The following is a 12,696-nucleotide window of genomic DNA, read 5'->3' on the forward strand; positions in this document are numbered from 1 at the left end:
GTGACGAACCACGTCCCGAGTCGGCGAGGAACAGGGAGGACCGAGTACATGACGGAGCGCTGCCCGGAGCTGTCGGATGCCCAGGCCATCTACGTGTTCGCCGTCTGCCGGAAACCGGACCTCTCGGCCGTCGCCGGGCTGCGGGGAGTCACCGACGAGGCGCCGGTGAGCTCCTTGTCGCTGGGTGCCCTGACGGCGATCGTCCAGACGGTCCGGGCGGCCGACTTCACTGACGAAGTCTGGCAGGCGCGCCTGTCCGACCAGCGGGAACTCGAACGGTACGCCCGCGCCCACCACGATGTCGTAGCAGCGGTCGCGGCTCGCTGCCCGACGGTCCCCCTGCCGATGGCCACGCTCTACCACGGTGCGCAGAGCGCGCGAGAGGCACTGGCCAAGGAGGGGGATCGGTTCCGTGCCGCGCTCAAGCGCATCGCTCACCACGCGGAATGGGGTGTGAAGGTCTACGCGCCGCCCTGCCGGCGAGACGAAGATGTGCGGACGCCGGTCCGGCAGGCCGTGCCGGCCGAGCGCTCTCGCCCAGGGCCTGGAGCCGGCCTCGCCTACCTGAACCGCAAGCGGGGCGCGCAGGAGCGCCGCGAGCAGATCCAGGACGAGGCCCTGCGGACCGCGGAGGCGGTCGACACGGAAGTCCGGAGCCTTGCCACCGCGTCCCGCAGGCTGCGGCCGCACGCCCAGCCTCCTTCCGGGGAGCGCCGGGTCCAGGTTCTCAACGCGACGTATCTGGTGGCCGAACACCGCGCTGAGGAACTGGCGCTGCTGACACGGGCGTTGGGTGAGCGCACCGGGGCGCGGATCGAGCTGTCCGGGCCGTGGGTGCCCTACTCATTCGTCGGCGAGGTGTGAACCCGTGACGCACGACGTGGTGCCCTGGGACACCCCCGGGCCCCTGAACGGTCCCATCGGGGTACCACTCGTCGATCTGCTGGACCGTGTTCTGGCAACCGGCGTGGTGATCAGCGGGGATCTGGTCATCGCGATCGCCGACGTTCCGCTGGTCCGGCTGTCCCTTCACGCGCTGCTGTCGTCCGTCAACGAGCGGGTGCCGGCTCCCTGGGCGGACGGCGGCCCGCTATGAGCGGATCCAGAGTGGACCTGGACTCCGAACAGATGGGGCGCGACCTCGTCGCCCTGGTGCTCACCGTGGTCGAACTCCTCAGACAGCTGATGGAGCGCCAGGCGATTCGCCGTGTTGAGCAGGGTGATCTCAGCGATGACCAGGTTGACGAGATCGGGACCACGCTGATGTTGCTCGACCAGCGGATGACGGAACTCTGCGAGCAGCACGGAGTGCGTCCGGAAGATCTCAATCTCGACCTCGGCCCGCTCGGAAGCCTTCTGCCCAGAAGCTGAAGGTGTTCACGCGGCCTGTCATCAGTCATCGACCGGAGGGTCGTGGGTCCGGTCACCGGCTCGGGTCGGCCTGCCGGGCGGCTCTGCGGGCATCAGCCCCGCCCGGGCCCCGGGGCGTCGGCGAGGGCGATGTGCGCGATGACGCGTTTGCCGGACGGTTCCACCTGGACCTGGAATTTCCGGGTGACGGCCATGACGATTTCCAGGCCGTGCCGACCTATTCGCTGGGGATCGACCGGACAGGCGACCGGCCGGGTGCGCCGGCTGTCTCGTACGGTCACCTCCACCGCGGCCCCCGCGATGCGCAATTCCAGGAGTATGGGCCCGGGGGCGTATTTGCGCGCGTTGGTGACCAGTTCACTGACCACCAACTGGGTCAGGTACATCACGCGGGCGGAGATGACGACGTTCTGATCTGCCTGGACACGGGTGAGGAAGTCCGCCGCGAGGTGGCGTGCTTCGGCGATGCAGGAGTTGCCGCCGGTCAAGGGGACAGCGGTGGCTATGGGGCGAGTGGTCAGCGGCCCCGCGCGATCCCTGCCGGACGACTCCATATTTGGTCACCTTCGTTCCTCTTGTCCACACATGTACCCAGGGTGGTGGAGAAGATGCGGCTTCCTTCGCACGGGGGCTTCGGCGTCGGCCCGCGTCTATTCGGGAGCGGACCGTCGCCGAGTCCACGCCGCCGCGGCCGCCTGCGAGGTGGGCTGGATGGAGAAGACCTGTTCCAGACCGACCATGCGGAAGGTCCGGCTGACGCTGTCCGGCACCGCGACCAGAACGACGGACGCGTCGGCTGCGAGCGCGTGGTTGCGGGCGGCGAGGAGAACGGTGATGCCGGACGAATCGCAGAAAGTGAGCCGGGCCAGGTCCAGGACGAGTTGCTGGCCGGAGGAGAGGGGGAGACGAGGGAGCAGTGTTCGGACGTCTGGCGTGCTGTGATGGTCCAAGGCACCGATCAGCTCGATCACCGGTCCGGCCGGGGTGGTGCGGGTGTGGACGGTCAGTCGGGTGGTCACATCTGCTCTTCACTGCTGTGTCGGGGCACGTTGAAGGCCAGGACTGCGGTGTCGTCGTCCACGCCGGTGCCGAAGGTGTCGAGGAGGTCCCGGATCGCGGCAACGGCGTCGCGGGCGGTGGTCGGTGCCAGCTCCTGGGCGAACTCCAGCAGGGCCTCGTCGCCGTAGCGGCCCTCGGCGCCGACGGAGTGGGCTTCGGTGAGCCCGTCCGTGTGCAGGAACAGGGTGTCACCGGGGTCGAGGCGGACGCTGGTGGTGGCGATGTCGGCGTCGGGCAGGACGCCGATGAGCTGGCCGCCGGGGGTCGGCAGGAAGTCGGCATGGCCGTCGGAACGCATCAGCAGGGCCGGGGGGTGGCCGCCGCTGGCCAGGGTGACCTGGAAGCCACCCTGGTCTCCGTCCGGGGTGAGCAGGCCGAAGATGACGGTGCAGAACCGCGGGTCCTGGCCGTTGTACTCGTGATTCAGGACGGTGTTGAGGTTGGCGAGCACCGCCGCGGGCTCGGGGTCGTACACGGCGGCGGCGCGCAGTGTGTAGCGCGCGAGGGAGGTGACGGCCGCGGCGGGAGCGCCCTTGCCGCAGACGTCGCCCAGGAAGAATCCCCAGGTGCCGGAGGCGAGGGGGAACAAGTCGTAGAAGTCGCCGCCGACCTCGTCGACGGAAGCGACGTGGTAGTAGGCGGCGACGTCCAGTCCGGGCACGTCCACCAGGGTGGGGGGCAGCAGTGTTTTCTGGAGTGTCGCGTTCAGTCGCTTCAGGCGTTCACGTTCGCGGTCCGATTCCTGACGGGCGCGCAGGAGCTCGGTCTCGTACGTACGCCGGTCCCGGGCGTCGAAGACGGTGGTGCGGATCAGCAGCGGCTGTCCGTCACTGCCCGTGCGAATGACCGAGGTCACCAGAACCGGCAGTCGGCCTCCATCGGCCGTCTTGAGTTCCAGGGCGATGCCGCTGACCTCGCCCTGCAGGCGCAGCAGCGGGCCGAAGTGGGTCTCGTGGTAGAGCCGGCCGCCGACGGTCAGCAGATCGGAGAAGTCCCGGCGGCCCACCAGATCGCTGCTCTCGTAGCCGAGCCACTGCAGCAGAGTGTGGTTGATCTTCGCGATGCGGCCGTCCAGCGTCGTGGAGAGGTAGCCGCACGGCGCGTGTTCGTACAGGTCCTCCGCGCTGTCCTCCAGCAGTGCGGAGAACATGGCCTGGTCGTCACCCGGCCGGCACCCCGGGGGAGAACGGTCGCTCTTCCCGTGGCCGTCGGTTCTGCCCATCAACGGCCTGCCGCGGCGAAGGCCGCGATCGCGGCAGCGGTCTCCTCGGGGGCGGCGAGCTGCGGGCAGTGCCCGGTGGCATTCAGCGTGATCAGCCTGCTGTCGGGAATCTGCGTCTGCACGAAGGCCCCCACTTCCGGCGGTGCGATCGCGTCCTTGGAGCACTGCGCCACCAGGGTCGGAACCCGTACATGGACAAGTGCTTCGCGGTTGTCGGACAAGAACGTCACCCGGGCGAAGACCCGGGCGATGTCCGGGTCGGTCCGGCAGAAGCTGTTGGTCAGTTCCTCACCCAGTTCCGGACGATCGGGATTGCCCGTGATGACCGGCGCCATGGCACGTGACCAGCCCAGATAGTTCGCGTCCAGCGACTCCAGGAGCTCTTCTATGTCCTCGGCGCTGAAACCGCCCCGGTAACCGGTCGCCGGGTCGTCGATGAAACAGGGAGACGGCGCCAGTAGCAGTAGACCACTGAACGCGCCGGGATCCTGTGCCGCGGCCACCACACCCATCATCGCGCTCACCGAGTGTCCTACGAACGTCACGGGCCCCAGCTCGAGCTCGTGGCAGATCTCCAGCACGTCCTCGGCATAGCCGTCGATCGCGGAGTAGCGCTGCTCGCTCCACGACGCCAGGTCCGAGCGTCCTGCTCCGACGTGGTCGAAGGCCACCACCGTGAAATCGCGCTCCAGCAGGGGCACCACCAGCCGCCACATGTTCTGGTCGCACCCGAATCCGTGCGCGAGCATCACGACGGGGCCACCCGTTCGGCCGGTCACCGTCACATGGTTCCTGCTCCGCACGTCCATGCCGACCATCCTCGCAGACCGCCCCGGGGCGCCGGCCGAAAGTCCGACTTGACCCGTGCATCACGTGAATCACGCGCAGGGGTGTCACCGACGTGTGGATCACCACGTCAGGGGCACTCGGGTCCGGCGGGACACGGGACCCGAGTGCGGGCAGGGACAGGACGCGCCGGGGCGGACGGCAGTCGTGCGTTGTCGGCCTTCGCTCCGCGGGTTGTCGGGCAGGCCGCTCCAAGGGTTGAAGGCGCTTGAAATTCAATGGCCCGCCCGGGTTCGGACTGCTTGGATGCGGACATGAACAGGGTTCTTCCGGCCGGCTACGAAATCTCCACCGACCCCGAGCGTCTCGATCCCGCGCTGATCCATCAGTGGTTGTCGAAGGACGCGTACTGGGCCCTTGGCCGCTCCCGGGAGAAGCAGGACCTAGCCATCGCCGGCTCTCTCAACTTCGGTGTCTACGACCGTGCCTCCGGTTCTCAGTTCGGCTACGCCCGAGTGATCACCGACCGGGCCACCTTCGCTTGGCTCTGCGACGTGTACATCGCTCCCGCCGTACGCGGCGAAGGCCTGGGCACCGCTCTGACGGCCGCCGTCAGGGACCACCTCGCCCCGTATGGACTGCGGCGCATTCTTCTTGCCACGGCGGATGCCCACTCTGTCTACGCCGAGGTGGGTTTCGCACCGCTCGAAAAGCCGGAGAAGTGGATGGCGCTCGGCGAGCAGTGAGTCGTCGCCAGGCACTCCGTCGCGGCGGCGCGTTGGTGCCGGTCGGCCCCGATGCGAAGAACCGGCGCGCTCGGTACGGCGCCGCGTCGATGCCGGACCATCCTGTTGCGCATCCACGCCACGGAATACGGCTTTCGCAAAGTGCGGCACGACAGAATTTCTCATTTGTCACGCGTCAGAATCGCTTGAATTCCTGGCGTCATGCTATTCCGTAATCGGTTTACCGGGCCAATTTGTGGGAAAATCCATAGTAGTGCTTCGGACAGGAGGCGCGTCCGTGGGAGCGTTCGCTCCGTAAGGCGGGTGTGTCACCGGCAGCCGTGAATTCGTCCCCATGGTGTTCTGCTCATTCAGCAACCCCTTGAGGGAGTTGTCATCACCATGCGCACCGAGACCGCCCCGAAGCGACATATCCGCCATGACACCCCCGACAGTGCCGCGGCATTCGTCCACCTGGCCGGTCTTGCCGACGGGCCCGAGCGGCAGGCCCTGCGTGACGAGGTCGTCCGGGCGTGGCTGCCCATGGCGAAGCGCATCGCCGGCAAGTACCGCGGCAGGGGCGAGAGCATCGAGGATCTGACCCAGGTCGCCGCGCTGGGACTGGTGAAGTCTGTCGACCGTTACGACCCGGACCGGGGCGACGCCTTCGAGAGCTATGCGGTCCCGACCATCGTCGGAGAGATCAAGCGGCACTTCCGTGACCACATGTGGGCTCTTCATGTGCCGCGCCGGGTTCAGGAGGGACGCAACAGGGTGCGTGTCGCCATGAAGGAACTGGCGCCGACGCTCTCGGGCCGCCGGCCCACGATCGCCGAGATGGCCGAACAGGCACACCTGACCGAAGACGAGGTCCGCAGTGGCCTGGAGGCACTGGACAGCTTCGCGGCCCTCTCTCTGGACGCCGAACTGCCCGGCGGCGACGGCGGCCGGACTCTCGCCGACACGCTGGGCGCGCCCGACGCCGGCTTCGACAGGGTCGTCGACCGCGAAGCCGTCAGGCCCGCGCTGCGCAGGCTTCCCGAGCGGGAGCAGACCATCCTCTACCTACGGTTCTTCTGCGACATGACACAGAGTTGCATCGCGGAGCGGCTCTCCATCTCGCAGATGCACGTCTCGCGCCTGCTCAGCAGCTGTTGCGCGTCGCTGCGTGAGGAAGTACTCGCGGACGCCTCGTAGGGCTGTGGCAGAACGCGATCGGCCGGCCCGCCGCGGGCGGGTGGCCGATCGCGTTTCTGTGGCGGGCCGACTGCCGAACCCTCCCGTGAACGGACGGCCGGCCTGATCCGGCCGTCCGACTCCGAGTGCCTTGATGGCGGCGGGGAATGCGCGGAGGGGCACGGCAAGAACCGCGAGGTGCCGACAGGTTCGCGTACTGGTCACGAATCGGTGCCCTTGATGGTCAGGCATGTACCCGGACAGGGGAGGGCGTCACCAGTAGTGCCGTCGTCCTCCGACCTCACGTCCTACCGCTCCCAGAATCCACAGCACGACTCCGATCGCGACCAGGATGATTCCGATGGTCCAAAGGATTCCGATGCCCGCGACGAGACCGACGACGAGCAGAATGACTCCGAGGATGATCATGGTTTCCTCCGATGGCGGGACGTCGTCTGCGGGCGTCCCCCTCCGTCGCGACGGGTCCCCGTCCTGCCGAGAGGCAAACGCGGCTCAGGGGTCTTCTCCGAGTGCGGCGAATCATCGCGGTGGTCGTCACGGCCGCGCGGGTCCGCCTGGTCGCGGAGTTGCACAGGACCAGGCCGGATCGGCGAAGAGGCGTGGCCGGACAGCCCTTAGGCCACGGGATTCGCGCCTACGGCCTGCCGGTACGCCACGTGACCGCCCAGCGCTCCGCTCACCGCGACGGCTGCCAAACCGCCCAGCGACCACAGTCGGCCCTTCGCCGGGTGGCGGCGGAGCCGCGCCGTCAGGGAGGCGGCGTAGAACGCCACCGCGGCCGCGTTCGAGACCGCGTGGGCCAGTCCGACCCGCGCTTGCTCGGGCGGCAGGTCCGCCCAGTCGGCCCAGCCCGCGAGCGCCGCCGGGGCGACTCCGGCCAGACCGACGGCTGTGAGGGTGGTGGGCGCGTGTCCTGCTCCCGGCACGATGTCCAGTACGGCGGCCGACAGCCAGCAACCGATCGGTACCTGTACCAGAAAGGGATGGACGGGATGGCCCAGCGGCCGGCCGCGCAGCAGTTCGCGGACCTCACCCAAGGGGATCGAGCGGATTCCCCGTTGGAGGGCTCGGATCGCCGGATCCGCGACCGTCGACCGTTCCATGCGGTCCAGGGTCGTCAGCCACCATGTCGACGCCGAGTCCAGGGGGGATGTCTTCCTGGTCTGAGTGGGGGTGTCGAAGCCGAAGGCGTGTGTGTTCATGTACAACGGCTACCCGGCGGCACGCGGCCATCTCACCGTGGCCTCGACTGCACCCGAACGGTCTGCCTCCCAACGGTGGAGTCCGGCCGGGTGTGTTCGCAAGGTTCCACCGTCCTGTGGCACGTGACGAGCTCCAGCCGCCCCTGCCCGCTCTCAGGCGCGACCGCCGAACATGCCCGCTCTCAGGCGCTTCCGTCGGCCGGCACGCCGGAAGGAGCGTGCCGGCCGGGCGTCCCTTACTTACTGGAGGTCTGGCACGACTTCTGCCACCCCGTCCGATCCGCTCGCCGAGCTGTCCGCGGCCGGTGCTACTTCTGCCAGCCGACCGTCTCGGGGAGCGGGTTGTAGAAGATGGTCGCGCCGACGTTGGCGAGGCCCTTCTTCACACCGTAGGTCGAGGGGCCGCTGAACAGTGGGAGGAAGGCGTACTCCTGGAGCGCCTTCCGTTCGACCTTGTTGGCGGCCGCGGCCTGCTTGTCGAGGTCGGCGATCCCGGTGGTGGCGCGGATCTCCTTGTCGAGCGCGGGCGTACCCGCGCCGGTGATGTTGGAGTCACGGTCCGAGCAGTAGAAGTCGCACAGGTAGCGGGCGCCGAACGGGTCCATGGAGCGGTTTCCCGAGAGGAACAGATCGAACTTGCGCTCGCTGAGGATGTTGGAGAAGTCCGCTTCGTCGGCCTTCTTGATGACGAGGCGGATGCCGACCGGCTTCAGCATCGCGGCGAAGGCGCCGGCGGTGGCCTTGTCCAGCGGATCGTCGCCGAGGAGGGTGTAGCCGACTTCGAGCTCCTTGCCGTTCCTGACACGGATACCGTCACCCCCGGGCTTCCAGCCCGCGGCGTCGAGTGACTTCTTGGCCTCGTCCGGCGCGTACTTCAGCACGGCCGCGACATTGTCCTCGTAGCCCTTCTGGAAGCTGTACAGCACGGCCGACCCGGGCAGCGGCTCCTTGTAGTCGAGACCCTGGAACTCGATCTTCGCGATCTGCGCGCGGTCGATGCTCTCCTCGACGGCCTTGCGAACGTTCCTGTCGGCGAGGACGGGAGACTTCGTGTTGAAGTACAGCGAATACTCGAAGGGGCTTCCGCCGCTGCGGATCTCCGTGCCCTTGAGCCCCCTGACCTGCTTGAGGCTCTCGGCGTCGACGGCCGAGACGTAGTCGAGCTGACCGTTCCTGAAGGCGTTGACCGCCGCGGTCGATTCCAGGTTCACGTAGACACGCTTGTCGAGCTTGCCCTTCTTGCCCCACCACTTCGGGTTGCGGACGAAGGTGATGTCGCCCGAGTGGGTGTCCCACTTGCCGACCGTGTACGGTCCGGCGCCCCACTCCGGATGGGCCTTCTTGACGTACGCCTTGTTGAAGTTGTCGACCGTGGCGGCCTTGGGATGCAGGAACGTGGTGAACAGGCTCGACCAGGAGGCGTTGACGCCCTTGAAGGTGATGACCGCCTGTTTGGCGTTCGCGCCCTTCTCGACGGAGGTGATCTGGTCGTAGCCGTCGGTGGACGAGGCGGCGTAGGCCTTCTGGGAACCGTTGTCGGCCTTCCAGGTGGCCTTGATCGCGGTCCAGTCGATCGGTGTGCCGTCGTTGAATACGGCCTTGGGGTTGATCGTCAGCGTCACCTTCTGACGGCCGCCCGCGACGGACACCTTCACGTCGCTGTAGTAGTCCGGGTTGTACTGGACGTCGCCGGTGGGTGAGTAGGTGATGGCGTCGGCGTTGTACCAGGCCCATACGCGGGCGGCGGTCAGCGTGGCATTGACGTTGAACGGGTTGCCCTGGTCGTCGAAGGTTCCGACCGTGGTGTAGGTGCCGCCCTCCTTGATCTTGTCGTACGGCGTGGGGTTGTAGTCGGCGGCCGCCGACGCGGCGGAGGGGGCGTCCTTCGCGTCCGGGCCCGCGGCGTGCTTCCCGGACGAGGACTGGCACGCGGTGGCGGTGACGGAGACGGCGGCGAGGAGAGCGACGGGCAGGGCCAGTCTTGTGCGCATGGGGGGTGGTTCCTTCTGGGTCGGTGGAGGATGCGGACGGGAACCCGGTGGCCGACGGTGGGGCCGGGTCCGGGAATGCTGGTGGTCCTGTCTCGCCAGGGCGCGGGCGCTCAGACGCCGTGGCAGGCGTACTGATGGCCGGGCTGCCCGGATACGGCAGTCGGCGCCGGGCGTTCCTCTCGACAGCGGTGGCGCACACTGTCGTCGGAGAGGCGGTACAGCGGGCAGCGGTCGACGAAGACGCACCCCGCGGACAGTCGGGTGGCGTTCGGCTGCTCGCCCTCCAGCACGACGCGTTCGCGGGTGCGTTCCCGCAGCGGGTCGGGTACCGGGATCGCCGACAGCAGTGCCCGGGTGTAGGGGTGCTTCGGATCGGAGAAGATCGTCTCGGTCTCCCCGGTCTCGATGATGTGCCCCAGGTACATCACCGCGATGTGGTCGGAGATGTACCGGACCACGGCCAGGTCGTGGGCGACCACGAGGTAGGCGAGCCCGAGTTCACGCTTGAGCCGTGCCAGCAGGTTGATCACGCCTGCCTGTACCGACACGTCCAGGGCGGAGAGCGGCTCGTCGAGGGCGAGCAGTTTCGGCTCTGTCGCCAAGGCGCGGGCGATGCCGATCCGTTGGCGCTGACCGCCGGAGAGGGCGACCGGGAAGCGGTCGGTCACCGAGTCGTCCAGACCGACCAGGGCCAGCAGTTCGTGGACACGGGAGCGGATCGACGCGCGGTCCCGCCCGATGGCCCGCAGGGGTTCGGCGAGCAGTTGGAAGACGGGCAGCCGCGGGTCCAGGGCCCCCAGCGGGTCCTGCATGACCATCTGTACGTCCTGCCGCAACTCCCGTACGCGCGCGGCGGAACCGACCGTTCCCACATCGGTCCCGGCGATCTCGATCCGGCCGCCTTCGGGCCGCCTGAGCCGGAGGATCTCCATGAGTGTGGTGGTCTTGCCGCTGCCTGACTCGCCCACCAGGCCCAGGGTCTCCCCGGCGCGCAGCTCGAAGCTGACCCGGTTGACGGCGTGCAGGGTGCCGACCCGGCGCTTGAGGAGGGCACCCCTGGTGACCGGGAAGGTCTTGACGAGCTCTTCGACGCGGAGCACGATCCGGCCGGCCTCGGCACGGTCGGAAGCAGCCGGCTCATCGGCCTGTACGACGTCGCCCCGGGGGTCGAGGGATCCGTCGGCGATCTCTGTGGCGCGCAGGCACGCCACGTGCCCGTGCCCGGTGACGTGGCGCAGCTCCGGTTCGTCGGAACGGCACGCGTCGAGGGCGACGGCGCAGCGGCTCGCGAAGGGGCAGCCGTGGGGGAGGCCCACCAGGGCGGGCGGTTCCCCGCCGATCGGGACCAGGGGCTTGCGGGCCCCGCCGTCCACGGTCGGCACGGCGGCGAGCAGCCGCGCGGTGTACGGCATCGTCGGCCGGCGGAAGAGTTCCCCGACGCCCGCGTGTTCCACGAAGCGGCCCGCGTACATGACGGCGACGTCGTCCGCGTGGCCGGCGACGACCCCGAGGTCGTGAGTGATGAGGACGAGGCCGGCGCCGGTCTCCTCCTGGGCCAGTCGCAGCACGTCGAGGATCTGCGCCTGCACGGTGACGTCGAGGGCGGTGGTGGGCTCGTCGGCCACGAGCACGGACGGTCTGTTGGCGATCGCCATCGCGATCACCACGCGCTGGCGCATGCCGCCGGAGAACTCGTGGGGGAAGGACGTGGCCCGGTTGGGGGGGTCGGGGATGCCGACGAGATCGAGCAGTTCGACGGCCTGCTCCCAGGCGGCCCGCTTGGTCAGGTCCTGGTGGACCCGCAGGGCGTCGGAGAGCAGTCTGCCCACGGAGAAGATCGGCGTGAGCGCGGACAGCGGGTCCTGGAAGACCATGCCGATGGACTTGCCCCGCACCGCCGAGAGCGCTTGGTCACCGAGGCCGACCAGGTCTCGCCCGCCGAGCAGCACCTGGCCGCGCAGGGAAGCGGAGGGGGGCAGCAGGCCCATGATCCCCATCGCGGTGGCCGACTTGCCCGAGCCGGATTCGCCGACGATCCCGAGGGTCCGGCCGGGCAGCAGGTCGAAGCTCACGCCGCGTACCGCCTCGACGGTTCCGGCCTCGGAGGGGAAGGAGATCCGCAGGTCCCGCACGGAGAGCACGGGGGCGGCGCCGGTGGGGGGTACCGGGTCGAGCAGCGGGGACGCGAGCGTCATCGTCGGCCTCCCGCCGAGCCGGTCACCGACGTGGGGTCCAGGGCATCGCGCAGTCCGTCGCCGATGAAGGTCATCGACACGGTGAGCAGGACGACGAGTCCCGCGGGGAAGGCGAAGAGCCAGGGCGCGCTCGTGACCGTGCTCGCCCCGTCCGCGAGCATCGTGCCCAGGGAGACGTCCGGAGTCTGGACGCCGAACCCGAGGAACGAGAGGGCGGTCTCGCTGAGCACGGTCGCGACGACACCGAGCGTCAGATTGACGATGAGCAGGGAGCCGAGGTTGGGGATGATGTGACGGAGGATGATCCGCGACGGGCTGACACCCATGAACTCGGCCGCCGTCACGTAGTCCCGTTCGCGCAGTGAGGTCGACACGGACCAGATCACCCGCGCGGTCGACATCCAGCCGAACACGGTCAGCACCACGATGAGGACGCGCCAGTCGCCGGCCAGGCGGTGGGAGACCAGGGCGAGGATGAGGAACGAGGGGACGATCAGCAGGAAGTGGATGACGGCGAGGACCACTCTCTCGACCCGGCCTCCGAAGTACGCGGCGCCGGAGCCGACGATCGCGGCGACGACGACCGTCAGGACGGACACGCTCACGGCGATCGCCAGGGAGCGCCGGAGGCCGTGCACGGCACAGGCGTAGATGTCGTTGCCGCCCTGGTTGGTGCCGAACCAGTGGAGGGAGCTGGGTGGTTGGGTGAGCGCGGTGAAGTCGGCGTCGGTGTACGCGTAGGAGGTGAACAGACCGCCCAAGGCTCCGAACAGCACCAGCAGCACGAAGATCGCCACACCGGCGACGGCGAGCCGGTTGCGCAGGAAGCGCCGCAGATAGAGTCGGCCGAGGCCGAGGTCCGCCTGCCGGCGCGTGGTGCGAGCCGCTTCGGGAACCCGCTCCGCCGTACTACGGGACGCGGCGTCGGTCGTCGCATCGGTGGCCACG

14 protein-coding genes are annotated in these 12,696 nt (G+C 68.7%); 5 read left to right on the forward strand and 9 right to left on the reverse strand.

Features of this window, described 5'->3' with window-relative positions; genetic code table 11:
• Positions 1 to 48: 48 nt before the first annotated feature.
• The 3 genes from OHT01_RS38400 to OHT01_RS38410 are packed head-to-tail and all read left to right on the forward strand — an operon-like array spanning position 49 to position 1,371.
• Positions 49 to 864: a GvpL/GvpF family gas vesicle protein gene (locus tag OHT01_RS38400; RefSeq protein ID WP_328557731.1), complete on the forward strand. Its 816-nt coding sequence runs from the start codon at positions 49 to 51 to the stop codon at positions 862 to 864.
• A 4-nt stretch (positions 865 to 868) separates the two neighbouring features.
• Positions 869 to 1,096 (forward strand): gas vesicle protein, encoded by a 228-nt coding sequence (locus OHT01_RS38405; RefSeq protein ID WP_328557732.1) that lies wholly within the window; start codon positions 869 to 871, stop codon positions 1,094 to 1,096.
• Positions 1,093 to 1,371: a gas vesicle protein K gene (locus OHT01_RS38410; protein ID WP_328557733.1), complete on the forward strand. Its 279-nt coding sequence runs from the start codon at positions 1,093 to 1,095 to the stop codon at positions 1,369 to 1,371. Before OHT01_RS38405 ends, OHT01_RS38410 begins: the two co-directional genes overlap by 4 nt.
• Before the next feature lie 92 nt (positions 1,372 to 1,463).
• On the opposite strand, the gene OHT01_RS38415 is transcribed toward OHT01_RS38410, so the two are convergent.
• The 4 genes from OHT01_RS38415 to OHT01_RS38430 form a co-directional block, all read right to left on the reverse strand.
• Positions 1,464 to 1,925: an ATP-binding protein gene (locus OHT01_RS38415; RefSeq protein ID WP_328557734.1), complete on the reverse strand. Its 462-nt coding sequence runs from the start codon at positions 1,923 to 1,925 to the stop codon at positions 1,464 to 1,466.
• 96 nt (positions 1,926 to 2,021) lie between these two features.
• Entirely contained in the window at positions 2,022 to 2,390 is a 369-nt protein-coding gene (locus OHT01_RS38420; RefSeq protein ID WP_328557735.1) for an STAS domain-containing protein, read from the reverse strand.
• A complete protein-coding gene (locus tag OHT01_RS38425) occupies positions 2,387 to 3,652 on the reverse strand; it encodes a PP2C family protein-serine/threonine phosphatase (RefSeq protein WP_405918168.1) in 1,266 nt (421 codons plus the stop codon). The genes OHT01_RS38420 and OHT01_RS38425 overlap by 4 nt, the downstream gene beginning before the upstream one ends.
• Complete coding sequence (locus OHT01_RS38430) at positions 3,652 to 4,461, reverse strand: alpha/beta fold hydrolase (protein ID WP_328557737.1); 810 nt, start codon at positions 4,459 to 4,461, stop codon at positions 3,652 to 3,654. Before OHT01_RS38430 ends, OHT01_RS38425 begins: the two co-directional genes overlap by 1 nt.
• 291 nt (positions 4,462 to 4,752) lie before the next feature.
• Here OHT01_RS38430 and OHT01_RS38435 point away from each other — a divergent pair, with 291 nt between their 5' ends.
• Both OHT01_RS38435 and OHT01_RS38440 read left to right on the forward strand, forming a co-directional pair.
• Complete coding sequence (locus OHT01_RS38435) at positions 4,753 to 5,184, forward strand: GNAT family N-acetyltransferase (RefSeq protein WP_328557738.1); 432 nt, start codon at positions 4,753 to 4,755, stop codon at positions 5,182 to 5,184.
• A gap of 381 nt (positions 5,185 to 5,565) precedes the next feature.
• Complete coding sequence (locus OHT01_RS38440; RefSeq protein WP_328557739.1) at positions 5,566 to 6,360, forward strand: SigB/SigF/SigG family RNA polymerase sigma factor; 795 nt, start codon at positions 5,566 to 5,568, stop codon at positions 6,358 to 6,360.
• Positions 6,361 to 6,612: 252 nt separating this feature from the next.
• Here the strand turns inward: OHT01_RS38440 and OHT01_RS38445 are convergent, their stop codons facing one another.
• From OHT01_RS38445 to OHT01_RS38465, 5 genes are all read right to left on the reverse strand, one after another.
• Complete coding sequence (locus OHT01_RS38445; RefSeq protein ID WP_328557740.1) at positions 6,613 to 6,768, reverse strand: hypothetical protein; 156 nt, start codon at positions 6,766 to 6,768, stop codon at positions 6,613 to 6,615.
• A 206-nt stretch (positions 6,769 to 6,974) separates the two neighbouring features.
• Positions 6,975 to 7,562, reverse strand: coding sequence for a DUF2231 domain-containing protein (locus OHT01_RS38450; protein WP_328557741.1), 588 nt, complete (start codon positions 7,560 to 7,562; stop codon positions 6,975 to 6,977).
• A 308-nt stretch (positions 7,563 to 7,870) separates the two neighbouring features.
• Positions 7,871 to 9,553: an ABC transporter family substrate-binding protein gene (locus OHT01_RS38455; protein WP_328557742.1), complete on the reverse strand. Its 1,683-nt coding sequence runs from the start codon at positions 9,551 to 9,553 to the stop codon at positions 7,871 to 7,873.
• A gap of 110 nt (positions 9,554 to 9,663) precedes the next feature.
• Positions 9,664 to 11,748, reverse strand: a complete 2,085-nt coding sequence (locus OHT01_RS38460) for an ABC transporter ATP-binding protein (RefSeq protein ID WP_328557743.1) — start codon at positions 11,746 to 11,748, stop codon at positions 9,664 to 9,666.
• Positions 11,745 to 12,695, reverse strand: coding sequence for an ABC transporter permease (locus OHT01_RS38465; RefSeq protein ID WP_328557744.1), 951 nt, complete (start codon positions 12,693 to 12,695; stop codon positions 11,745 to 11,747). The genes OHT01_RS38460 and OHT01_RS38465 overlap by 4 nt, the downstream gene beginning before the upstream one ends.
• Position 12,696 lies beyond the last annotated feature (1 nt).

It is taken from the genome of Streptomyces sp. NBC_00358, assembly GCF_036099295.1.
In the GTDB taxonomy this organism is placed as follows: Bacteria; Actinomycetota; Actinomycetes; order Streptomycetales; family Streptomycetaceae; genus Streptomyces.